Source organism: Sulfitobacter albidus (assembly GCF_018200035.1).
In the GTDB taxonomy this organism is placed as follows: Bacteria; Pseudomonadota; Alphaproteobacteria; order Rhodobacterales; family Rhodobacteraceae; genus Sulfitobacter; species Sulfitobacter albidus.
On the sequence record NZ_CP073583.1, the window covers coordinates 65,602 to 87,586 of the forward strand.

The 21,985-nt window shown below is 64.3% G+C and carries 23 protein-coding genes and 1 pseudogene; 14 read left to right on the forward strand and 10 right to left on the reverse strand.

What is annotated here, in order from left to right:
- Positions 1 to 11: 11 nt before the first annotated feature.
- The 7 genes from KDD17_RS17945 to KDD17_RS17975 all read left to right on the forward strand — a co-directional run bounded on the left by KDD17_RS17945 (position 12) and on the right by KDD17_RS17975 (position 6,574).
- Positions 12 to 2,600, forward strand: a complete 2,589-nt coding sequence (locus KDD17_RS17945) for a hypothetical protein (RefSeq protein ID WP_212706451.1) — start codon at positions 12 to 14, stop codon at positions 2,598 to 2,600.
- A gap of 14 nt (positions 2,601 to 2,614) precedes the next feature.
- The gene (locus tag KDD17_RS17950) at positions 2,615 to 3,439 is read left to right on the forward strand and encodes a hypothetical protein (RefSeq protein ID WP_212706452.1); all 825 of its coding nucleotides are present in this window, start codon (positions 2,615 to 2,617) and stop codon (positions 3,437 to 3,439) included.
- A gap of 7 nt (positions 3,440 to 3,446) precedes the next feature.
- Positions 3,447 to 3,878, forward strand: coding sequence for a YeeE/YedE family protein (locus KDD17_RS17955; protein ID WP_212706453.1), 432 nt, complete (start codon positions 3,447 to 3,449; stop codon positions 3,876 to 3,878).
- Positions 3,878 to 4,306 (forward strand): DUF6691 family protein, encoded by a 429-nt coding sequence (locus KDD17_RS17960; protein ID WP_212706454.1) that lies wholly within the window; start codon positions 3,878 to 3,880, stop codon positions 4,304 to 4,306. Before KDD17_RS17955 ends, KDD17_RS17960 begins: the two co-directional genes overlap by 1 nt.
- 74 nt (positions 4,307 to 4,380) lie before the next feature.
- Positions 4,381 to 5,085 carry an ABC transporter permease gene (locus tag KDD17_RS17965; protein WP_212706455.1) on the forward strand — a complete coding sequence of 235 codons (705 nt, stop codon included), beginning with the start codon at positions 4,381 to 4,383 and terminating at the stop codon, positions 5,083 to 5,085.
- Positions 5,086 to 5,096: 11 nt separating this feature from the next.
- Positions 5,097 to 5,786 (forward strand): ATP-binding cassette domain-containing protein, encoded by a 690-nt coding sequence (locus tag KDD17_RS17970; protein ID WP_212706456.1) that lies wholly within the window; start codon positions 5,097 to 5,099, stop codon positions 5,784 to 5,786.
- On the forward strand, positions 5,783 to 6,574 hold the full coding sequence (locus tag KDD17_RS17975; RefSeq protein ID WP_212706457.1) for an ABC transporter substrate-binding protein: 792 nt from the start codon (positions 5,783 to 5,785) through the stop codon (positions 6,572 to 6,574). Before KDD17_RS17970 ends, KDD17_RS17975 begins: the two co-directional genes overlap by 4 nt.
- Here the strand turns inward: KDD17_RS17975 and KDD17_RS17980 are convergent.
- From KDD17_RS17980 to KDD17_RS18005, 6 genes are all read right to left on the reverse strand, one after another.
- Positions 6,555 to 7,517: an ABC transporter ATP-binding protein gene (locus tag KDD17_RS17980; protein WP_212706458.1), complete on the reverse strand. Its 963-nt coding sequence runs from the start codon at positions 7,515 to 7,517 to the stop codon at positions 6,555 to 6,557. The genes KDD17_RS17975 and KDD17_RS17980 overlap by 20 nt on opposite strands.
- Positions 7,514 to 8,485 carry an ABC transporter ATP-binding protein gene (locus KDD17_RS17985; protein ID WP_254796997.1) on the reverse strand — a complete coding sequence of 324 codons (972 nt, stop codon included), beginning with the start codon at positions 8,483 to 8,485 and terminating at the stop codon, positions 7,514 to 7,516. The genes KDD17_RS17980 and KDD17_RS17985 overlap by 4 nt, the downstream gene beginning before the upstream one ends.
- A gap of 8 nt (positions 8,486 to 8,493) precedes the next feature.
- The gene (locus KDD17_RS17990) at positions 8,494 to 9,396 is read right to left on the reverse strand and encodes an ABC transporter permease (protein ID WP_212706460.1); all 903 of its coding nucleotides are present in this window, start codon (positions 9,394 to 9,396) and stop codon (positions 8,494 to 8,496) included.
- Positions 9,393 to 10,358: an ABC transporter permease gene (locus KDD17_RS17995; RefSeq protein ID WP_254796998.1), complete on the reverse strand. Its 966-nt coding sequence runs from the start codon at positions 10,356 to 10,358 to the stop codon at positions 9,393 to 9,395. The genes KDD17_RS17990 and KDD17_RS17995 overlap by 4 nt, the downstream gene beginning before the upstream one ends.
- A gap of 70 nt (positions 10,359 to 10,428) precedes the next feature.
- Positions 10,429 to 12,009, reverse strand: coding sequence for an ABC transporter substrate-binding protein (locus KDD17_RS18000; protein WP_212706462.1), 1,581 nt, complete (start codon positions 12,007 to 12,009; stop codon positions 10,429 to 10,431).
- A 162-nt stretch (positions 12,010 to 12,171) separates the two neighbouring features.
- Positions 12,172 to 13,101: a LysR family transcriptional regulator gene (locus KDD17_RS18005; protein WP_212706463.1), complete on the reverse strand. Its 930-nt coding sequence runs from the start codon at positions 13,099 to 13,101 to the stop codon at positions 12,172 to 12,174.
- A gap of 104 nt (positions 13,102 to 13,205) precedes the next feature.
- On the opposite strand from KDD17_RS18005, the gene KDD17_RS18010 reads away from it, so the two are divergent.
- Both KDD17_RS18010 and KDD17_RS18015 read left to right on the forward strand, forming a co-directional pair.
- Positions 13,206 to 14,846 carry an amidohydrolase gene (locus KDD17_RS18010; RefSeq protein WP_212706464.1) on the forward strand — a complete coding sequence of 547 codons (1,641 nt, stop codon included), beginning with the start codon at positions 13,206 to 13,208 and terminating at the stop codon, positions 14,844 to 14,846.
- Positions 14,843 to 15,688, forward strand: coding sequence for a CobW family GTP-binding protein (locus KDD17_RS18015; protein WP_212706465.1), 846 nt, complete (start codon positions 14,843 to 14,845; stop codon positions 15,686 to 15,688). The genes KDD17_RS18010 and KDD17_RS18015 overlap by 4 nt, the downstream gene beginning before the upstream one ends.
- Here the strand turns inward: KDD17_RS18015 and KDD17_RS18020 are convergent.
- The 3 genes from KDD17_RS18020 to KDD17_RS18985 all read right to left on the reverse strand — a co-directional run bounded on the left by KDD17_RS18020 (position 15,685) and on the right by KDD17_RS18985 (position 17,157).
- Positions 15,685 to 16,155, reverse strand: a complete 471-nt coding sequence (locus KDD17_RS18020; protein WP_212706466.1) for a MaoC family dehydratase — start codon at positions 16,153 to 16,155, stop codon at positions 15,685 to 15,687. The genes KDD17_RS18015 and KDD17_RS18020 overlap by 4 nt on opposite strands.
- Positions 16,152 to 16,610, reverse strand: coding sequence for an MDR family NADP-dependent oxidoreductase (locus tag KDD17_RS18980; protein ID WP_254796999.1), 459 nt, complete (start codon positions 16,608 to 16,610; stop codon positions 16,152 to 16,154). The genes KDD17_RS18020 and KDD17_RS18980 overlap by 4 nt, the downstream gene beginning before the upstream one ends.
- Before the next feature lie 190 nt (positions 16,611 to 16,800).
- Positions 16,801 to 17,157, reverse strand: a complete 357-nt coding sequence (locus tag KDD17_RS18985) for an MDR/zinc-dependent alcohol dehydrogenase-like family protein (RefSeq protein WP_254797000.1) — start codon at positions 17,155 to 17,157, stop codon at positions 16,801 to 16,803.
- 46 nt (positions 17,158 to 17,203) lie between these two features.
- On the opposite strand from KDD17_RS18985, the gene KDD17_RS18030 reads away from it, so the two are divergent.
- Positions 17,204 to 17,863 (forward strand): histidine phosphatase family protein, encoded by a 660-nt coding sequence (locus KDD17_RS18030; protein WP_212706467.1) that lies wholly within the window; start codon positions 17,204 to 17,206, stop codon positions 17,861 to 17,863.
- Between the two features lie 118 nt (positions 17,864 to 17,981).
- Here the strand turns inward: KDD17_RS18030 and KDD17_RS18035 are convergent, their stop codons facing one another.
- Positions 17,982 to 18,980: an NADPH:quinone oxidoreductase family protein gene (locus tag KDD17_RS18035; protein WP_212706468.1), complete on the reverse strand. Its 999-nt coding sequence runs from the start codon at positions 18,978 to 18,980 to the stop codon at positions 17,982 to 17,984.
- A 163-nt stretch (positions 18,981 to 19,143) separates the two neighbouring features.
- On the opposite strand from KDD17_RS18035, the gene KDD17_RS18040 reads away from it, so the two are divergent.
- From KDD17_RS18040 to KDD17_RS18990, 4 genes and pseudogenes are all read left to right on the forward strand, one after another.
- Positions 19,144 to 20,046 (forward strand): acyl-CoA dehydrogenase family protein, encoded by a 903-nt coding sequence (locus KDD17_RS18040; RefSeq protein ID WP_431358164.1) that lies wholly within the window; start codon positions 19,144 to 19,146, stop codon positions 20,044 to 20,046.
- Between the two features lie 58 nt (positions 20,047 to 20,104).
- Complete coding sequence (locus KDD17_RS19305; protein WP_431358165.1) at positions 20,105 to 20,329, forward strand: hypothetical protein; 225 nt, start codon at positions 20,105 to 20,107, stop codon at positions 20,327 to 20,329.
- Between the two features lie 10 nt (positions 20,330 to 20,339).
- Positions 20,340 to 21,421: pseudogene (locus KDD17_RS18045) on the forward strand (acyl-CoA dehydrogenase family protein).
- Positions 21,421 to 21,780, forward strand: a complete 360-nt coding sequence (locus KDD17_RS18990) for an SDR family NAD(P)-dependent oxidoreductase (RefSeq protein WP_254797001.1) — start codon at positions 21,421 to 21,423, stop codon at positions 21,778 to 21,780. The pseudogene KDD17_RS18045 and the gene KDD17_RS18990 overlap by 1 nt, the downstream one beginning before the upstream one ends.
- The last annotated feature ends 205 nt before the right edge of the window (positions 21,781 to 21,985 follow it).

The window sequence follows — 21,985 nt, forward strand, 5'->3', positions numbered from 1 at the left end:
GGATGATCGGTATGTTTGGTAAAATCCACAAGACACGGGCATTTGCCCTCGTGACCGTCTCGACCCTTGCCATCGCCACGGCGACGGCAGCGCAGGAGGACAGCGGGTTCAGCATCGCCATCGACGGTCAGACGGTGGCGGGCGATCCGCGCCTCTCCACGACCAAGGCCCGCGAGGACCGCAAGCTGGAGCGCGCCAAGCTGCGCGTGCAATTCGACGGGCTGGAGGTCCGGCCGCGCCTCGCGGCACTCATCACCAACGCGCGCAGCCCGCGCGCGGGCGAGACGATGACCGTGCGCAGCGAGATGAACTATCCCGCTTACGTGACCCGGGGCGAGATCCGCATTACCGATGTGGCCGCCCGCGGCGGCGCGCGGGTCGTGGCCACAGCTCCCATCGCTGCCAATGGCGAGGCCTCCCTGCGCGTGCCCGAAGGCGAGACGCTGGTGATGACCTACCGCGTCTATGACAAGAACGGGCGTTTCGACGAAACCCGCCCTCTGCCGCTGACCCCGAGCGTGGATGCGCAGGGTGATTTTGCGGGCGAAGGGGCCGAGCTGGGCACCGATCTGGGAGGCATCCGCCGCATCCCCGTCTACGGCGGCGCGGTCACCGTGTCTGGCAGCGACGTGCGCCCCGGCGCCGTCATCGACACGCTGGGAGAACGGGTGCGCCCCGATCCGTCGGGGAATTTTGTGCTGCAACGTATCCTGCCCGCCGGCGACCGCGCCGTTGCGGTCAAGGTCACCGGCGCGGGCGAGAACACCTATATCGAGCGCGACATCTCGATCCCGCGCGCGGAATGGTTTTCGACGGCAATCGTCGATCTGACCTTCGGTCGGCGGTTCGATGACGCGGATGGCACTCTTGATCGGACCTACAGCTACGGCCGCATTGCGGGCTATGCCAAGGGCAAGACGCAGTCGGGCTGGGTGCTGACAGGCTCCATCGACACGGGCGAGGATGATCTGTCGGATCTGCTGCGCGATCTTGATGAAAAGGATCCGCAGGATGTGCTGATCCGCCTGCAACGCGAGAATGCCTACCCCACCTACGGTGACGACAGCACCTTTGAAGAGGGCGCGCCGACGGACGGCAAATTCTTCCTGCGGGCGGAAAAAAACGGCAGCCACCTGATGTGGGGTAATTACACCGCCAGCGTCGGAGGCGGGTATTATCTGCGCAATGAACGCACGCTTTACGGCGCGCAAGGCGTCTACCGCAGCCCGCAGACGACCTCGCGCGGGCAATCACGCGTCACGGTTGAAGCCTATGCGGCGAGCCCCGATCAGTTGCCCGGGCGCGACACGTTTCTTGGCACAGGCGGGTCGGTGTATTTCCTGCAACGTCAGGATGTCTCCGTCGATACCGAAACCGTCAGCGTCGAAATCCGCGACCGCGATACCGGCCGGGTGATCGAGACGCGCGGGTTGGTCGCCGGGCGCGATTACCGGATCAACTATCTGCAGGGTACCGTTGTCCTGACCTCCCCTCTGAGCGGGACGGCAGCGGCGGGCACCGTCGTGACCGAACCGGGCGGTGCCTATGACGTTGTGCTGGTGGTCAACTATGAATTCACGCCGGTCGCGGGGGATGTCGACGGCTATAGCTACGGCGGGCGGGCCGAGGGTTGGGTGACCGATAACGTCCGTCTGGGGTATACCGGCGTGGTCGAGCAGACCGATATCGCGGACCAGACAGCGCAATCGGTGGACCTGTTGTGGGAGCTGAGCGAGCGCAGCTTTATCGCGCTGGAATACGCGCAGACCGAGGGGCCGGGATTTGGCTCCAGCTTCAGCGCCGATGGTGGTCTGATCATCGAAAACACCGCCAGTGCGGGTGTGCAGGACGGCACGGGCGAGGGCTATGCCGCGCGCCTACAACTGGATTTCGAGGATATCGGCCTGCAAACGCCCGGCACTTTCGCCGCCTACTACGAGACGCGCGATGCGGGCTTTTCAACGCTCGACTACCAGACCACCGCCGATGAGGAGCTGTGGGGCGTGTCGGTTGGCGTGGCCCCGACAGAGCAGCTTGCCTACCGCTTTTACTACGACAGTTTCGAGAACGCCGATGGCCGCGAAAAACGCGAGGGCGGGGCCGAGCTGAGCTATCTTCTGTCGCAGCGCGTGCGCCTTGATTTCGGGGTCGAGCATCTGACCCGCGAAGACCCCGCCGCCGCTGCCGAGGATACCGGCAGCCGCACCGACGCTGCGATCCGCGCGACCTTCACCGAGAGCGAGGATTTTGCCTGGTACGTCTTTGCGCAGACGACGCTCGACCGGTCGGGTGAGTTGGAAAAGAACGACCGTCTGGGTGCGGGGCTTGCCTACCGATTTGCCGAAGGGTGGACATTTGAGGGCGAAGTCTCTGACGGATCGCTGGGCGTCGCGGGCAAGGCGTTGGTGACCTATAATTCCGACGACTATAATTCCGTCTATCTGGGCTATCAGCTTGATCCCGGGCGCGAATTCTCGGGCGCGACGCTGGTCGGGCGCGACCGGGGCAATACGTCGCCGGGGGTAAGCGTCGCCTGCGCGAGGATGTCGATGTCTACGCAGAGAATACCTATGATCTGTTTGGCAACCACCGCGCGCTGACCAGCACCTACGGCGTGGAATACCGCACCACCGAGGCGCTGACCCTGCTGGGCGGGTTCGATTTCGGCAGCGTTGATGCGCCCGATGGCGATCTGGATCGCAAGGCCCTGTCGTTCGGTGCCCGCTACCAGAACGAAGGCGGTCTGTCGTGGCGCGCGCGGGCCGAGTTCCGCCGGGATCGTGGCGAAAGCCTTGGCGCGGATCGCGATCAGGATGCGTTCCTGTTTGTCGGCAGTGGCCGCTATGACATTTCCGACGCGTCGCGGCTGGTCTTTTCCATTGACTATGCGGACATCGACGCGGATGACACCTCCTTCGTGTCGGGTGAATATATCGACGCACAGATCGGCTATGCCTACCGGCCGATCCTCGATGACAAGCTGAACCTGCTGTTCAAATACCGCTACCTCAAGGACACGGTCGGCCAAGAGATTGATGGCGGTGACGGGCGCGGACCGCGTCAGGTGAGCCATATCCTGTCGCTGGATGCCGACTATGACCTCAACCGTGCATGGACACTGGGCGCCAAAATCGGTGGCCGCTGGGGCCAGTCGGCGCCGGATGACACGATTGCACTGGCCGACAATGACGCCTACCTCGGCGTGATCAACGCGCGCTATCACCTCACACACAAGTGGGATCTTCTGCTTGAGGGCCGCTACCTTGAGGCGAGCGATGCCGGCCTGTCAGAGGCGGGATTCGTCGGCGCGGCCTACCGGCATATCGGCAACAACGTAAAGCTGGGCGTAGGGTATAATACCGGTCGGTTCTCGGACGATCTGAGCGATCTGACCTACGATGATGAGGGCGTGTTCATCAACTTCATCGCCAAGTTCTGAGGAGCGGATGCTGCCCGCCGTTCCCACTGAATTTACGCCAATCGCGTCCCTTGCCGGCGGGGTGCTGATCGGGCTGTCGGCCGTGATGGTCATGGCGCTTTTCGGGCGGATTGCGGGAATTGTCGGGATCACGACCGGAGCGGTCACAGCGCCGGATCGCGGTTGGCGGATCGCGTTTGTGGCGGGATTGCTGACGGCGCCGGTCCTTTGGATACTCGCCACGGGCACCGCGCCGCAGCAAAGCGTTGGGACAAACCTCTTGGCGATGGGCGCGGCGGGTTTGCTGGTGGGAGTTGGCACTGCGTTAGGGTCGGGATGCACCTCTGGCCATGGGGTGTGCGGATTGGCACGGCTGTCGCCCCGATCGCTCGTGGCGGTCGTTACGTTCATGGGGTTCGCCGCGCTGACGGTTTTTGTGCTGCGGTACGGGGGGCTCTGATGCGATTACTCATGGGATACCTCGCTGGGGTTCTCTTTGGGCTTGGCCTGATCCTGTCCGGGATGGCCGATCCGGCGAAAGTCCTCAATTTCCTCGATGTTTTTGGCGCCTGGGATCCAAGCCTTGCCTTTGTGATGGGCGGCGCCTCCGTCACCGCGTTCATCGGGTTTCGGCTTGCGCGACGTCGCGAACGGCCCGTGCTGATGCCCGCGTTTGATCTGCCTACGCGCGGCGATATTGATCCGCAGCTGCTGACGGGTGCCGCGATTTTTGGCGTGGGATGGGGCATCGGAGGCTTCTGTCCCGGCCCCGCGTGGACAGCCCTGCCGCTGGCCGCCCCCGGCACCGTGGTATTCGTGCCCGCAATGCTGATCGGGATCGTGCTGGGGCACCGTCTGAAAACGGTGCAAGGCGCTTTCCAGCGGTAGCCTGCCGCTTTTTGCACCTGTATTTTCGGGCCCGTGGGGGTAAGCAAACCGGACCCCATGCGAAAGAAACGGCGATGACGGACCTTTGGGCGGGCTTGATGAGCGCGCTGACCTTGCTGATCACCTTTGACGCGGAGCTGATCGAGATCACGCTGCGCTCTTTGCAGGTGACGCTGTCGGCGCTGGTCATTGCCTCGGCGCTCGCGCTCCCGCTGGCGGCGTGGCTGGCAGTGCGCCGGTTCCGGTGGCGCCGTGCGGTGATTGCGCTGCTCAACGCGCTGATGGGGCTGCCGCCGGTTGTCGTGGGGCTGGTGGTCTACGTGTTGCTGTCGCGCTCGGGGCCGTTCGGCGTGTTGGGGCTGCTTTTTACGCCCACGGCGATGGTGATCGCGCAGGTCATTATCATCGTGCCGCTCATCGCGTCGATTGCGCATCAAAGCCTGCGCGATCTGTGGACGGAATATCACGATCTGCTGATCTCTCTGAACGTGTCGCAGAGCCAGAAGATCCGCACGCTCCTGTGGGACGCGCGGCGCGCTTTGCTGACGGCTGCGCTCGCGGGATTTGGCCGTGCGATTGGTGAGGTTGGCGCGATCATGATCGTGGGCGGCAACATCGACAACGCTACGCGGGTGCTGACGACGGCCATCGCGCTGGAGACCGGCAAGGGCGATTTTGCGCTGGCGCTTGGCCTTGGGATCATCCTGATCGGGTTGGCGATTTCGGTGAACCTCGCGACTCACTGGCTGAGCCGGACAGAGAGGGGCGCGCGGTGGTAGGTCTGTTTCCGATGACAGCAACCGGTGTCACGGTTCGCAAGCGCGGCAAGGCCCTGCTGGGACCACTCGATCTGACGATCGCCAAACCGCAGACGACAGTGGTGATGGGTCCCAACGGCTCGGGAAAGACGACGCTGCTGCGGGTGCTGCACGGCTTGGCACGGTTGGGCGAGGGCAGGATCGACTGGACCTGTGACGCCCGCACCGCGCGCGCGGCACAGGCTTTTGTGTTTCAACGGCCAATCCTGCTGCGGCGCTCCGTTCTGGAAAATCTCAGCTATCCCTTGCACATCATCGGCGATCCTGAGGCCACGAGAAAAGCACGCGATTGGGCCGAACGGGTCGGGCTCGCACCGATGCTGGGGCGCAGTGCGCTGAGCCTGTCAGGGGGGGAGCAGCAGAAACTCGCCCTTGCGCGCGCTTTGATTACGGATCCCGCGCTGATATTTCTGGATGAGCCAACGGCCGCGCTGGACGGTCATGCCACCCGCGAGATCGAAGCGTTGCTGAGCGATGCGCGCGCGCGGGGCACCGCGTTGATGCTCGCGACCCATGATCTGGGGCAGGCGCGGCGGCTGGCCGATGAGGTTGTTTTTGTCCTGCACGGTCGTGCGCATGAGCACGCACCCGCGCCCGCGTTTTTCGCGCAGCCGGCGTCGCCAGAGGCGCGGGCATTTCTGAAAGGGGATATCGTCGCATGAAGGCTCTTACACTGGCGTTGACCCTTTTTCTGTCGAGCGCCGCGCACGCGCAGGAGGTGTTGCGCATGGCGGTGACGACATCGTTCAACAATTCCGGTCTGGCCGATGTATTGCTGCCGGAAATTGACAGCTCCCTCGGGATTGAGGTGCAGCTGCTGGTGGTCGGAACGGGGCAGGCACTCAGGCTTGGGCGGTCGGGGGACGTGGACGCGATCCTCGTGCATAGCCCCGCCGCCGAGGAGGCGTTTGTCGCCGAAGGGTTTGCCCCTTACCGGCGGCCGATCATGTACAATGATTTCGTTTTTGTCGGTCCGCTCGCCGATCCGGCGGGCGTGCGCGAGGCAGGGTCCGCCAGCGACGCGCTGCGCAGGATTGCAGGCAGCCCCTTTGTCAGCCGCGGCGATGACAGTGGCACCCATAAAAAGGAGCTGGCGCTGTGGCAAACTGCCGGCATCGCGCCCGAAGGCGCGTGGTACAAGGCGGTCGGCGCCGGAATGGGCGCCGCATTGAACACCGCATCGGGGCTGGGGGCCTACACGCTTTCGGATCGGGCGAGCTGGCTTAATTTCCAGCGAAAAGACGGCATGGCGCTGCTTTTTGCCGGGGATCCGGCGTTGTTCAATCAATACAGCTTCCTGCCCGGCAGTGCAGCGCGTCATCCGCATGTGAAACGCGCGCTTGCGCAGCGGCTTGAGGATTGGCTGACGGGACCGGATGCCGCCGCGCTGATCGATGGCTACCGGATCGCAGGGCAGCAGCTGTTTACCTTCAACGCCCGTCAGCTTTGATGCAGGCCACCCGGTGACCCGGTGACACTGAATCCAGCGGCGGCTGTGCGGCGCGGCAGGCGTCCGACACCAACGGGCAGCGGGAGGCAAAGCGACAACCGGGCGGCGGGTTCAGCGGATCGGGCGGATCGCCGGGGATCAGCATCCGCTCGACCTTGCGGGCGCGGTCAACGGACGGTACGGCGGACAGAAGCGCCTTTGTATAAGGATGTTGCGGGTTGTTGAACAGCGACAGGCGGTCGGCATATTCCACGATCTTACCCATGTACATGACCGCGATGTGATCGCTCATGTGCTGCACCACGCCGAGGTCGTGCGAGATGAACAGATAGGTCAGCCCAAGGTCGCGTTGCAGGCGGCGCAACAGGTTGAGGATCTGCGCCTGCACGGCCACGTCGAGGGCGCTGACGGCCTCATCACAGATGATCAGTTCGGGGTTGGTCGAGAGCGCGCGGGCGATGCCGATGCGCTGGCGCTGACCGCCCGAGAACTGGTGCGGAAACAGCTTCATCTGCTCGGGGCGCAGGCCGACCTGTTCAAACAATTCCGCAACGCGGGCGGGGCGTTCCGAGGCGGGCAGGGTGCCGATGCTGTCCATCGGTTCGCGCACGATGGCTTCGGCGCGCAGGCGCGGGTTGAGCGAGGAATAGGGATCCTGGAAAATTACCTGCACCTTGGCGCGCGCGCGGCGCAGCGCCTCGCCCTCAAGGCCCAGAAAATCCTCACCGGCCAGATCGACGCTCCCGCCAGAATTTGGCACCAGTCGTGCGACGCCAAGGGCCGCCGTGGTCTTGCCCGATCCACTTTCCCCGACGATGGCCAGCGTCTCCCCACGCTTTACCTCGAAGGAGACATCGTCCACGGCGTAAAGCCAGCTCGACCGCCCCCAGCGACGCTTGATCGGGAAGCGGACGGATAGGTTTTTGACGTCCAGAAGGCTCATACCGCATCCGCCTTCCAGCATGCGCTGATCTGATCGCCGTAAGCGACTTCTGGCGGGCGCGCGCTGCGGCATTTGTCGTCGGCCAACGGACAGCGCGAGGCAAAGAGGCAGGCATCGACGACAAAACTGCCGAGCGACGGCACGATGCCGGGCACTTCGGTCAGGTCCGGGCGCTCTTCGGTGAGGTTGGCCAGCAGGTGCGGCACGCAGGAAATCAGACCTTTGGTATAGGGGTGGCGCGGGTGGTCGATCACGGGGGCGACCGGCCCCTCCTCGGCCTTGCGGCCGGCGTACATCACCACCATGCGGTCGGCCATTTCGGCCACGGCGCCCATGTCGTGGGTGATGAGGATGATGGCCGTTCCCGTCTCGCGCCCCAGATCGCGCAGCAGATCAAAGATCTGCGCCTGCACGGTGACGTCGAGCGCGGTCGTAGGCTCATCCGCGATCAGGATCTTGGGGGAGCAGGCCAGCGCAATCGCGATCATCACGCGCTGGCGCTGGCCGCCCGACATCTGGTGCGGGTAGTCGCCCACGCGCGCCTTGGCGTTGGGGATGCGCACGGCGTCCATCAGCTCGGTCGCGCGGGTCCAAGCATCACGCGGGCCCAACCCCTTGTGGCGGCGCAGCACTTCGGCGATCTGTTCGCCCACGGTATAGACGGGGTTGAGCGAGGTCATCGGCTCCTGAAAGATCATGGAGATTTCGTTGCCGCGGATGGCGCGCAACTCGGCATCCTTCATCTGCGCCATGTCGCGCCCGTCAAAGAGGATGCGCCCCGAGGCGATGCGGCCCACCCGCTCGGGCAACAGGCCCATGATTGCGAGCGCCGTCATGGATTTCCCGCAACCGGATTCGCCCACGAAGGAAAGGGTTTCGCCAGCGTTCAATTCAAGCGACAGATCGTCGATGACGGGGGCGGGGCCAGAGCGCAGGGCAAGCTCGATCCGCAGGTTTTCGATTTTCAACAAGGGGCTCATCGCTGCCTCAGCTTCGGGTTCAGCGCGTCGTTCAGCCCGTCACCCACGAGCGAAATGCACAGCACGGTGACAAAGATCGCGACACCCGGCACGGTGACGGTATAGCTGGCGTCGAGGATATATTCGCGGTTTGACCCGATGATCTGCCCCCAGCTGGCGACGTTCGGATCGGTGAGGCCGAGAAACGACAGCCCCGCCTCGAACAGGATGGCGGAGCCGACCATGAGTGCGGCCTGCACGATGATCGGCGGCAACGCGTTGGGCAGGATCACGCCAAAGATCAGCTTGCCATTCTTCACCCCGCCCGCGCGGGCGGCGGTGACATATTCCAGCTCGCGGATGCGCATGAATTCGGCGCGGGTGATACGGGCGACGGCGGGCCAGCTGACCAGTCCGATGGCGAGCGTGATCATCGGCAGCGACGCGCCGAACAGCGCCACGATCACCATCGAGAACAACAATGTGGGCAGTACCTGAAAGAACTCGGTCAGGCGCATCAGCACCTCTTCGACCCAGCCGCGATAGAACCCCGCCAGCGCGCCCACGGTGATGCCGATGGTGACGGTGACAAACGCCGCCGAGAGCCCGATGGTCAGCGACACCTTGGCGCCGTGGATCAGCAGGGAGGTCAGATCCCGGCCAAGATAGTCGGTGCCCATCAGATACCCTTCCTCCCCCGGAGGGGTGAAGGGGATCCATACCATATCGAAGGGATCGCCGGGATAGACCATCGGGCCAAAAACCGCGACGGCCACGATGAACAGCAAGACGATGAGCCCAGCCACCGCCGCGTAGTTGCGGCGAAACATCTCGAAGGCTTCGGCAAAGGGGGAGCGCGCCTTGGGCGGCGTCTCCTCGACCGGCGCGGTAAAGGGCGCGTCTGGCGTTGGCGGGATCATGCGCGCCCTCTCACACGTGGATCGATCCAGCGCAGCACCAGATCGGTCAGCAGATTGCCAACGATCACCACGAGGGCCGAGAAGAAAAGGATGCCGAGGATCGTCGGTGTATCGCGCGCGAGGATAGACGTCAGCGCAAGCTGCCCAAGGCCCGGCCAGCTGAACACCGTCTCCACCAGCACGGCACCCGAGATCACGGCAGAGAATTGCAGACCCGCCAGCGTGACGACCGGGGGCAGGGCGTTTTTCAACGCGTGCTTGAGCGTGACTTCGCGCGGGGTCAGACCCTTGGCCTTGGCCGTGCGCACATAATCGCTGCCCAGCACTTCGAGCATGGAGGCGCGGCTGAGCCGCGAGTAAAGCGCAAGGAAGATCGAGCCGAGCGTAATCACCGGCAGAACCATGTGGTGTGCGATGTCGAGCGCTTCGACAAAAAAGCCGCCCTCGACCGTGACATCCGACATGCCCGCGACGGGGAACAGCGGGATTTTCAGCGAAAACGCGATCAGCAGCAGGATCCCTGTCCAGAATACGGGCGCGGCGTAACCGAACAGTGCGAAAAGCGTGACGAAATAATTGGTGATGCCGTTGGGATTGCGCGCCGAATAGACGCCCATCAGAACCCCGATCAACAGCGCCAGAAGCTGTGCTGTGACGACCAGCAGCAGGGTTGCGGGCAGGCGCTCGAATATCAGCTCGGTCACGGGGGCGTTGTAGAAATACGAATACCCCAAATCAAAGCTGAGCACGCGGGTGATGTAGGCGCCCAGCTGCACCAGAAAGGGCTGATCAAGCCCGTATTCAGCGCGAATCTGGGCCATCAGCTCGGCATCCGCGCCACCCATCGAGGCGGCAATCGTATCGGCCACATCGCCGGGGGCGAGGTTCATCATGCTGAAATTCAGCACCAGAACGGCAACCAGCAATAGCGCGGCGTAGGCGAGCCGCTGGAGGAGGGTCATCACAAAGGGCATGGAAATCCGGGGATAAGAGGATGGCCCGCCCCGGTGCCGGGGCGGGCCTGTGGAAAGATCATTCTTCTTTCAGGTACACCAGATCGTAGGGCGACGAGGACGCCCAGATGCCCAGTGGGGCGTTGCCGACCTTGTTGGAATAGACCGTGTGGTAGGGCAGGGTGTTGGTCCAATAGACCGGCAGGTCTTCGGCCAGGATCTGCTGGAACTCCTTGTAGAGTGCTGCGCGCTTGTCGGGGTCGATCTCCTGACCCGCCTGATCCATCAGCTCATCCACCCGCGGGTTGGAATATTGCTGCGTGTTAGACCAGATCACGCCGGGTTTGATGTTGTCCGACGAATAGGTGCGGTGCACCCCGATCACCGGATCACCCCAGTTGAACACCGTGTCCCACGTCATATCAAAATTGTGGTTCGAGATCTTCTGCGCCCAGGTCGGGAAATCGACAAAGCTGTTGACGGTGACGTCGATGCCGACCTTGCTGAGCGATGCTTTGGTGAACTCCGCCTGCGGCTTGGTCGTTGGGTTGCCGTGGTCGATGGTCAGGCTGAATCTTGTGCCGTCACTGCCGCGCTCGTACCCCGCCTCGTCCAGCAGGGCGTTCGCCTTGTCGAGGTCCAGCTCATAGGCGTTGACAGTGTCATCATAAAGCGGGGAGCCGGGGTGGATCCCTGTCTTGGCCTCCTGGCTCAGTCCCTGCATGATCGCCTTGAGGATGAACTCCTTGTCGATGGCGTAGGCGATGGCCTGACGCACCTTCACATCCGCCAGCGGCCCGTCGGATCCTGTGTTGAACGCCAGCCAGTTGATCGGACCGATGGCGGCATAGCCTTCATCGGTGACGGTCAGGTTTTCGTTCTCCTTCATCCGCGCGATGTTGCGCACGGTGTTCTCGAAGGTCAGCATGTGCAGCTCGCCGTTCTCGGCACCAATCGCGCGGGAGCTTGCGTCCTTGATGATGCGGTAGACGATGCGGTCGAGGTACGGACGGCCCTCGATGAAGAAATCGTCAAAGCGCTCAAGCACGATGTTCTGATCGCGGGTGAATTCCACCAGTTTGAACGGGCCGGAACCGACGACATTCTCGCTGTTTTGCGGGTGGGTCTTGGGATCCTGACCGTCGCCGTAGACGTGCTCGGGGATAATGGGCATCAGCTGGCTCGACATGGCGAGCAGCAGCGCGGGGTGCGGTTGGCTGAGGTTCAGCACCGCGGTGTGTTCATCCGGCGTATCGACGGAGGTGACGACGCCGAACATCGTCTTGAACGGGTGGTTTTCCTGGATCGTCTTGACCGAAAACGCCACGTCGGAGGATTTGATCGGCTCGCCGTCGTGGAACACCGCGTCCTCGACCAGCTTGAGCGTCATCGACAGGCCGTCGTCGGACCATTCCCAGGATTCCGCCAGATAGGGTTGCGGCGTCCAGTCCTCGTCATAGCGCAGCGGCGCGGCAAAAAGTTGTGCACCCGGCGCGCCGGTGGCGATGCCGGATTGAACGGCGGGGTTCAGGTGGCGCGGCGTTTGCGCCATGGCGTGGATCAGCGTGCCGCCGCGCACGGGCTCCTCGGCCTGCGCGCTGAAGGCGAATGCCGTGCCAAGCGCGGTGGCGAGCATCAGCGACTTGAAGTGCTTTGTCATGTTGTGACTCCCTGTTTTGATTATTGAGACAAAGGCTAGCCGCGCCCCTTCCCCACACAAAACAGTTTTTCTGCGCCGCATTACTTTATTCCTTGGGGGAAACGGCAGAGGCAAAATTTCGGGGAAATTTTGGGCACAGAGTTTCGGCGAAACTCTGGCGCGTTACGCCGGGCGCACTGCCATGCGTTCAAAGTGTCCCGCATTGCGCAGGGCATTGCAGTGGGTCTGAAAGTCAACGACCGCGCGCGGCTGGCGTACACGGGACTGCGTGACGACGCCAAACGCCCGGGCGGGCAGGATGTCAGATATCGGCACCGCGCGAAATCCACCGCGTCCGTCGATTGACGCCAGTGGCTGTGCATTCAGCACCGTAAACCCAAGGTCTGCCGCCACCATCGTGCGCACCATTTCCAGCGAGGTAGAGGTATGCACGGTTTCCACCTCCAGCCCCGCCTTGCGGAAAAGATCGGGGTAATAGGCACTGCTGCGCGGCAGGTTGAGGCGGATCATCGGACGCGCCGCGAGTTCCTTGAGCGTCACGCTGTGACGACCGGCAAGCGGGCTTTGTTCCGAGACAAGCGCGAAATGCGGCAACTCTATCAAGGGTTGAAAGGTCTGGCCCTCGCGCATCACTTCCCGGTAGGAGAAGGCCAGATCGGCGCGGCCATCCTCCAGATACTCGGTGACCGTATCCATGTTGCCCTCGACCATCTCGAAACGGATCCCGGGGTGGATGCGCTGAAACTCCGCGATGGCCTGCGGCAGGAAGGACGCGGCGGCGGCGGCGAAACAGGCGAGCCGGATGATGCCGGTGCTGGTGCCGCCAACGGCGCCCAGCTCGGTCTCGAACTCACGAAAGTTGCCGAGAAAATCAGAGATCAACGCCAGGCTTTGCTGACCTGCGGGCGTAATCATCAGCCCCTTTGCGGGCACGCGGGTGAACAGATCAAAGCCCAGCCCAGCCTCCATCGCGTCAATCGCCGCAGTGATCGAGCTTTGCGAGATATTGAGATCCAGCGCCGCTGCGGCGATGGATCCGGTGCGTCCCGCCGCCTCGACATAGCGCAGCTGCTTGATGGTCAGGTTGCTCATCCGCTTCCCCCAGACAATGTGGTTAGACTGCCAATTAATTCCAGTTTGTGTGGCAATGCAAATTCCATAGCCTGATCCGAAGCCCAGCCAGAAGGATCCCCGCGATGATCACCATCTATTCCGCCGCCAAGATCATCACGATGAACGCGATGCACCCGCATACCACCCATGTGGCCGTGCGCGATGGGCGGATTCTTGGCACCGGCAGCCTTGAGGATCTGGCGGGGTGGGGGGACTACACGCTCGACGAGCGGTTTGCCGACAAGGTGCTGATGCCCGGCCTTGTCGAGGGGCACAGCCACCTGATGGAGGGATCGCTTTGGGCGTATACCTACGTCGGCTTTTTTGACCGGATGTCGCCCGAAGGCGAGATGAACGCGGGCTGCAAGGATCTGGAGGCCGTCATCGCGCGGCTGCAGGAGGTTGAGGCGACGCTCGCGGACCCCGATACACCGATGCCCGCGTGGTCGCTCGATCCGATCTATTTCCCCGACGGTGTGCGGGTGACGCGGCACGACCTGGACCGGGTGTCCGCCACGCGGCCCATCGGGATCATGCACGCCTCGGGCCATATCATGAACGTCAATTCCAAGGCGCTGGAGCTGGCGGGGCTGTTGCGTCCGGGCGTCAATCACGACGGCGTGCCGCTGGGCGACGATGGCCTGCCGCTGGGTGAGCTGAAGGGGCCGGACGTGATGACCCCTGTCTCGCCGCACGTGGGCTTTGACCGCGATATGCTGGCCTGCGACGAGGCGGGGATGTGGAAATTCGGCAAGCTGTGCGTGCGCGCGGGCGTGACAACCGCCACCGATCTGGCGAACAAGCTGCCACCGGATGTGGTCGACATGATGGGTAAGGTCACAAGCGACGCAAAATACCCCGCGCGCATCGTCAGCCTGCGCTTCCACCACGGTGTCTCTCCCGAGGATCTGATCGCCCACGCCGAATCACTTGGCCCGCAAAGCACGGACCGCATGCGTCTGGGCAAGATCAAGGTGATCGTCGATGGCTCGATCCAGGGTTTTTCGGCGCGGCTGCGCGATCCGGGATACTATAACGGCGCGCCAAACGGGCTGTGGTACATCTCGCCCGAGCATTTGAGTTACGTGCTGGAAAAGGGGCTCGAAAAGGGCATCCACATCCATACCCACACCAACGGCGATCAGGCGACGCAGCTGGTGATCGAGACGATGACGGAAGCGCTGAAAAAGCACCCCAGCCCCGATCACCGCTATACGCTGCAGCACTGCCAGCTGGCCGATACCGCGCAATTCGCCAAGATCGCCAAGCTGGGAATGTGCGTGAACCTCTTTGCCAATCACCACTTCTACTGGGGCGATCAGCACTATGCGCTGACCGTGGGGCCAGAGCGGGCCGAGCGGATGAATGCCTGCGCCACCGCGCTGCGCCAGGGCGTGCGCATGACGATCCACTCGGATGCGCCGGTCACACCGTTGGGACCGTTTTTTACCGGGTGGTGTGCCGTCAACCGGCTGACGGCAACGGGCCGGACGCTTGGCGAAGCAGAAAAGATCGGCGTGCCGGAGGCGCTGCACGCGATCACACTGGGCGCCGCCTATACTCTGCACCTCGACCAAGAGGTCGGCAGCATTGAGGCGGGCAAGCGCGCTGATTTTGCCGTGCTCGAGGATGATCCCGAAACCATCGGCGGCGAAAACCTGCGCGATGTGCGCGTCTGGGGGACGGTGCAGGACGGGCGTATCTTCCCGGTTGCTGATCTGTGAGCCTGCCGGTCACGATCCTGTCGGGCTATCTGGGGGCGGGCAAGACCACGCTCGTCAACGCCCTGTTGCGGCAGGCGGACGGGCGTCGCATCGCCGTGATGGTCAATGAATTCGGGGATCTGCCGATCGACGCCGATCTGATCGAGGCGGAAGGGGATGACCTGATCGCGCTTGCGGGGGGCTGTGTCTGTTGCAGCTACGGTGACGATCTGATGGCGGCGCTTGCGCGGATAGCGACACTAGATCCCGCGCCGGATCATGTGGTGCTGGAGGCGAGCGGCGTCGCCCTTCCCGGTGCCATCGCGTCGAGCCTGACGCTGGTGCAGGGGATCAAACCTTCGGGCGTCGTGGTACTGGCCGACGCGCAGCAGATCGATGAACAGCTCGCCAATGAATATATCGGAGACACGGTCGTGCGGCAGCTGCGGGCTGCCGATCTGGTCGTCGTCAGCAAGGGGGATCTGGTCACCAGTCAGCGCGCCGCCGCCGTTGCTTCACTGGTGACGGAGCACGCCGGGCGTGCCATGCTGATACAGGCTGCACAAGGCGCGGTGCCGATTGAGCTGATCCTGTCGCCGAAAGCGCCGATGCCCGCCCGCAGCGATCAGGCACATGGGGATGCCACGGGGTTGACCCGCCGTACCGACCGCCCCGCCGGGCGCATCGACGCACGGGCCTATGCCCGCGACTTGGCCGAAAGAACCGAAGTTATCCGCGCGAAGGGCCACGTCGATACCGACGCGGGCCTGTGCACGGTGCAGATCGTGGGTAGTCAATGGGCGGTCACGCCCGCGCCCTCCGGGGCGGACGTGGGCGTGGTCGTGATCACCCTCTCGCCCTAATCCTCGAACACGGCAAGGCCCAGCCAATCGGCGATCAGGGCGGGCGTCTCTTCCCCCTCGATCTCGATGGTCAGGCGATTTTCGCGCAAGAGCTGCGTGGCGCTTTTGGCGCTGACGCGTTTGAGCGTGAAGCGCCCGCGCAGGCGCGAACCGGCGACCACGGGCTTGAGAAACCGCAGCTTGTTCATGCCGTAGTTGATGCCCATGGTCTGCCCCGGCAGCATCGCAAAGCAGTCGTAGGCAAAGCGGCTGGCGAGCGACAGCGTCAGGAACCCGTGCGCAATGGTCCCGCCAAAGGGGGTTTCGGCGGCGGCGCGGTCCGGGTCGATGTGAATCCATTGCTCGTCGTGGGTGACGGTGGCGAATTGGTCGATCATCGGCTGATCGACCAGAATCCAGTTCGACACGCCGACTTCGGTGTCGATCCTGGTTTGCGCGTCTTCCAGCGCGGCCTGCAGCGCGCTCACGACGGGTCCGCCGATACGCGCACCATGCGCTTGCCCTTGTTGTCACCGTTGAGCAATCCAATGAGCGCGGCGGGGGCGTTCTCCAACCCCTCGACGATATCCTCGGTCACTTTGATGTGGCCCGCGTCGATCAGGCTTTGCAAGGCGCGGATCGCCTTGGCATCGGCGTCGCCCGCAAAATCGGTGACGATAAAGCCCTCCATGCGCAGACGTTTCACGACAATCGCGCCGGGCAGGTTGCGCGGGCCGGTGGGGGCGGTGGATTCGTACTGGCTGATCGCGCCACAGCAGACGACGCGCCCCCGCTCGTTCATCAGGTTCAGCGCGGTTTCGAGGATCTCGCCGCCGACGTTGTCGAAATACACGTCCACGCCATCGGGGCAGGCCGCGCGGATCGCCTTGAACAATCCCTCGGCGCGGTAGTCGATGCAGGCATCAAACCCGAATTGATCCATGACCCAGTCGCATTTCTCGGGCCGCCCGCGATGCCCACCACGCGGCACCCCAGCGCCTTGGCGATCTGGCCAACGTAGCCGCCAACGGAACCGGCGGCGGCAGAGACCAGCACCGTCTCGCCCGGTTGCGGCTGCCCGATGGACATCAGGCCGTGGTAGGCGGTTTTGCCCGCGACGCCGTAGACGCTCATTAAATGGCTGAGCTTTGGGACGGGGGGCATTTTCTGCACCCGGTGGCCGGGGCCACGATGTAGTCGGACCATGTCGCCTCTGCCGCGACAATGTCACCGGGGGCGAGCTTTGGCGCATTGCTCTCGACCACTTCGCAGATGGCGTAGGTGGGCATCGCGTCGCCCTGTTTGACCGCCGCGCGGTAGGTGGCCCCCTGCAGCCACGAACGGTTGGCCGCATCGATGCTCATCAGGATGACGCGCAGCAGCACCTCCCCCGCGCCGGGGCTGGGCATGTCGGTTTCGGTCAACGTGAAGTTGTCGGGCTTTAGCTGGCCCTTGGGCAGCTCCGCGACGGTGATCTGGCGGTTTGTCATTGGGGTATCCTTATGCGTAGGGTCTGTCGGAAAGAGGGAGAGTGAGATGAGTGAAAAAGCCCGTCAGCACCGGTTCAGCCCGCCGCCCGGCGCCTGCGACATGCTGCTCATCCGGCACGGAGAGACGCAGGCGGCCGTGCGCGGCCAGAGCTTTGCCATGGTCGACGGGCAGGGCGACCCGGCGCTGCGCCCGGAGGGCGAGGCGCAGGCGCGGGAGGTGGCGGCGCATCTGGGTGGCTGGCCCATCGCGGCCATCGTGGTGACGAAGATGCGGCGCACCCATCAGACGGCGGCCCCGCTGGCAGAGCGTCTGAATCTTGCGCCGACGGTTGATCCTGATTTGCACGAGGTGCATCTGGGGGACTGGGACGGCGGTGAATACCGCTTCCGCGCCGCCGAGAACGATCCCGCATTCCTGCGTGCCCGCGCCGAGGGCGAGTGGGGCCACATCCCCGGCGCCGAGACCACGGCGCAGTTGCAGACGCGCGTGCGGCGCGGGCTCATGCGCGTGGCGGGGGCGCATCCCGACCGGCTGGTGGCGGTTGTGGTGCACGGCGGCGTCGTCGACGCGGCGATGTGCGTGGCCACCGGCGCACGGCCACTGTCCTTTGCCGGGGCGGCCAACGGGTCGATCAGCCGCCTGGTGATCGACGGCGAGCGGATGATCGCGCGGGGGTTCAACGATGTGGGGCATCTGGCAGGTTAGGCGGAGCATTTCAGGTCTGGTGCGCCCGGCGGCACGCCGGGCAACCCCCGATCGCCCCCCATGGGCGGGGGCTTCACCCCCACCCCCGCTGCCGGGGACTGCCCTCAGTAGTGTAGGCTCAGCCCACATCCAGCACGACTTTGCCCAGCACCTTGCGGTCCTCCATCAGCTTCAGCGCCTCCGCCGCTTCCTCCAGCGGGAAGCGGGCGGAAATGCGCGGTTTGATCTGGCCGTCGGCGTACATGCGGAACAGATCGGCCATGTTCTCGGCATGCATGTCGGGCTCGCGCAGGGTATGCGCGCCCCAGAACACACCGACGATCTGACAGCCCTTGAGCAGCGTCAGGTTCAGCGGGATCGACGGAATCCCCGCCGGGAAACCGACGACGAGGTATCGGCCTTTCCACGCCAGCGCGCGCACCGCAGGCTCAGCATAGGCGCCGCCGACCGCATCGTAGACGACATCGACGCCCTCGCCGCCCGCCAGTTCCTTGATCTGGGCGGAGAACGCTTTTTGCGCGGCGCGGTCGTCCATGTCGCGGGTGTAGATCAGCGTTTCATCCGCGCCCAGATCGCGGCAGAACTGCGCTTTTTCCTCCGAGCTGACGGCAGCGATGACGCGCGCGCCTGCGGCCTTTCCCAGCTCGATCGCGGCGGCGCCCACGCCGCCCGCCGCCCCAAGGATCAGCAGCGATTCGCCGGGCTGGATCTCGGCGCGGTTTTTCAGCGCGTGATGCGAGGTGCCGTAGGTCAGCACCAGACATGACGCTTCGTCATAAGGCATTGCGTCGGGGATCTTCATCACCCGCGCCGCCTCGACATTGAGGTGCGTGGCAAAGCCGCCGAAACCCGTCATCGCCAGCACGCGGTCGCCGACCGACAGCCCCTCGACCCCCTCGCCGATAGCCGCGATTTCGCCCGCGATCTCACCGCCCGGCGCGAAGGGGCGCGGCGGCTTCATCTGGTACATGTCCTTGATAATCAGCGTATCGGGGAAGTTCAGCCCCGCCGCGTGCACCCGGATCTGCACGTGCTTTTTCTTGGGTTCTGGCAGGTCGACCTCGGTCAGTTGCAGGCTGTCGGGTCCGCCGGGTTCGACGCTGAGCATGGCTTTCATGGGATCAATTCCTCCTTGAGTGGCGGCCATTGGGGCGAGACAACTGGCGCTTGTCAATCGAATTTCAGAATGACATTCTGCACAGCGGAATGGTCGCCCGCAATCGGGCGCACCTGCGCCGCGCCCGAAAGAGGCCGCGCATCCACACATGGGAGGATCATCGATGGGTACTGGCCTGACACCGGAAGAATTCCGCGCCGAGCTGCGCGATTGGCTCGAGGCGAACTGCCCCGAAGAGATGCGCGACGGCGGCATGACCGAGGACGCGATCTGCTGGGGCGGGCGTAACTGGACGTTCTCCAGCGACGCGCAGCGCCTCTGGCTGGAGCGCGCGGCGGCCAAGGGATACACCGTGCCGACGTGGCCGGTGGAATACGGCGGTGCGGGGCTGAGCCGGGACGAGGAAAAGATCTTTTCCGATGAGATGGCGCGCATCAACGCGCGCGTGCCGCTGCAAAGCTTTGGCATCTGGATGCTGGGGCCCGCCCTGTTGCACTTCGGCTCCCACGCGCAAAAGCTGGAATATCTGCCGCCCATCGCGCGCGGAGAGGTGCGCTGGTGTCAGGGGTATTCAGAGCCGAACGCAGGCTCCGATCTGGCGAACGTACAGACGCGCGGCGAGGACAAGGGCGATCATTGGCTGGTCAACGGGCAGAAGATCTGGACCTCCTACGCCGACAAGGCCGATCAGATCTTTGCGCTGGTGCGCACCGACCGCGAAGCGCCCAAGCACAAGGGGATTTCCTTCCTGCTGATCGACATGGACGATCCGGGCGTCGAGACGCGCCCGATCAAGATGATCTCTGGCATTTCGCCCTTTTGCGAGACGTTTTTCACCGACGTGCAGGTGCCCAAACACCGGATCGTGGGCGAGGAAAACCGCGGCTGGGACGTGGCGAAATATCTGCTGACCCACGAGCGGGAGATGATCTCGGGCGGGGCCGGTGGTCTGGCCGGGACGGGCCGTGCACTGGGGCGGTATTGTCGGAAACGATGGACGGGCTGGATGCGACGCTGCGCGCCGATGCGATGCGCTGCGAGATCGACAGTTTGGCGATTGGTCTGACGCTGGAGCGTTACAAGGATCAGGCCGAAGCCGGGCAGGGGCCGGTGATGCCTCGGCCATGCTGAAATACGCAGGCACCGAGCTGAACAAGCAACGCCACGAGCTGATGATGACCGCCGGAGGCTCCGACGCGCTGGAATGGGACGGACCGCTGGGCAACCGCGCGGGCGACTGGCTGCGGACCAAGGCGAACTCGATCGAGGGGGTACGTCGGAAGTCATGCTGTCCATCATCTCGCGCCGCGTGCTGGGGCTGCCCGCATGAGCAAGCTGGTGATGAGTGAAGAGGAAACGATGCTCGCCGATATGGCGCGCGGGTTTCTGGACGGCGCCGCCCCCGTATCGAAATTCCGCAAGATGCGGGATGCGGGGGAGACCCATGACGCGAAGCTGTGGAAAGACATGGCCGAAATGGGTTGGGCTGGGGTGCTGGTGCCCGAAGAGGCCGGCGGCTCAGACATGGGGCACGCGGCGGCCAACGTGATCGCGCGGGAGCTGGGCAAGACGCTGGTGGTCTCGCCTATCTCTCGACCGCCGTGATGGCGGCGACCGCGCTACGGCAGGTGAGTGACGCCCGCGCCACGGAGGCACTGCGCAAGATCGCCAGCGGCGACGTGACCTATGCGCTGGCGGTGGACGAGGGGATCAAGCACGATCCCGACGCCACGCAGATGCAGGCGACGGCCGACGGCAACGGTTTCCGCCTGACGGGGGCTAAGACTTTTGTCGTCGATGGGGCCCTGGCCGACCGGCTGCTGGTGCTGGCCAAAACGGACGCGGGCCTGACCCTCTTCGACATTCCCGCCGACCGCGATGGCATCACCCGCGTTGCAAGCAACATGATCGACGCCCGCGATGCCGCGCGCATCGCGTTCGAGGATGTCGAGGCCACGGGCGACGATGTGTTGGGCACGGTCGACAACGCCATGGACGTTCTGCGCCCTGCGTTGCGCGCGGGGCAGGCGGCGCTGGCCGCCGAGATGACGGGCGTGGCCGCCGGGGCGTTCGACATGACCGTCGGCTACCTCAAAGAGCGTAAGCAATTCGGGATCGAGATCGGGCGCTTTCAGGCGCTGCAACACCGCGCCGCACATCTGTGGAGCGAGACGGAGATCACGGCGAGCGCCATTCTGAACGCGGGCCGGATGCTGGACGAGGACCCGGACAACGCCGAGATGGCTGTTTCGCTCGCCAAGGCGCGGGCGACGGATACGGTCACGCTGGCGGTGCAGGAAGGCGTGCAGATGCACGGCGGCATCGGCATGACCGACGCTTACGATATGGGTTTTTACATGAAACGCGCGCGGGTATCGGCGGAATGGCTGGGTGATTACAGCTATCACGCCGAACGGGTCGCCGCGGCGAGGGGCTTTTGATGGATCTAGGCACACTCTTTGGGCTTGAGGGCAAGACCGCCCTTGTCACCGGCGGGGCCACAGGCATCGGGCGCATGGCGTGCGAGGCACTGGTGCGCGCGGGCGCCACGGTCCTGATGGCGTCGCGCAAGGGCGAGGCTTGCGAGGCCGTCGCGGCAGAGCTGAACGCACTGGGGGCCTCGGGCAAGGCAATCGGCTTTGCCGGTGATGTCGGGTCCAGGGAGGGCGTCGATGCGCTGGTGGCCGCCGTGCACGAGCGGACCGAAACGCTCGACATCCTGATGAACAACGCGGGCGTCACCTGGGGTGCGCCTATGGGAGATTTTCCCTTCGAGGCGTGGGACAAGGTGTGCGCGTGAACGTCGCGGGGCCTTTGATCTGACGCAAAAGTTGCTGCCGATGCTGCGCGCGTCGGCACGGTCGATGACCCGGCGCGCGTCGTCAACGTAGGCTCGGTCATGGGGGAGCGGGAAATGGGCGATGGCGCCTACAGCTACTCCGCCTCAAAGGCCGCGATCATGCACCTGAGCAAGATCATGCGAAAGAGCTGGCGGAGAGGCGATC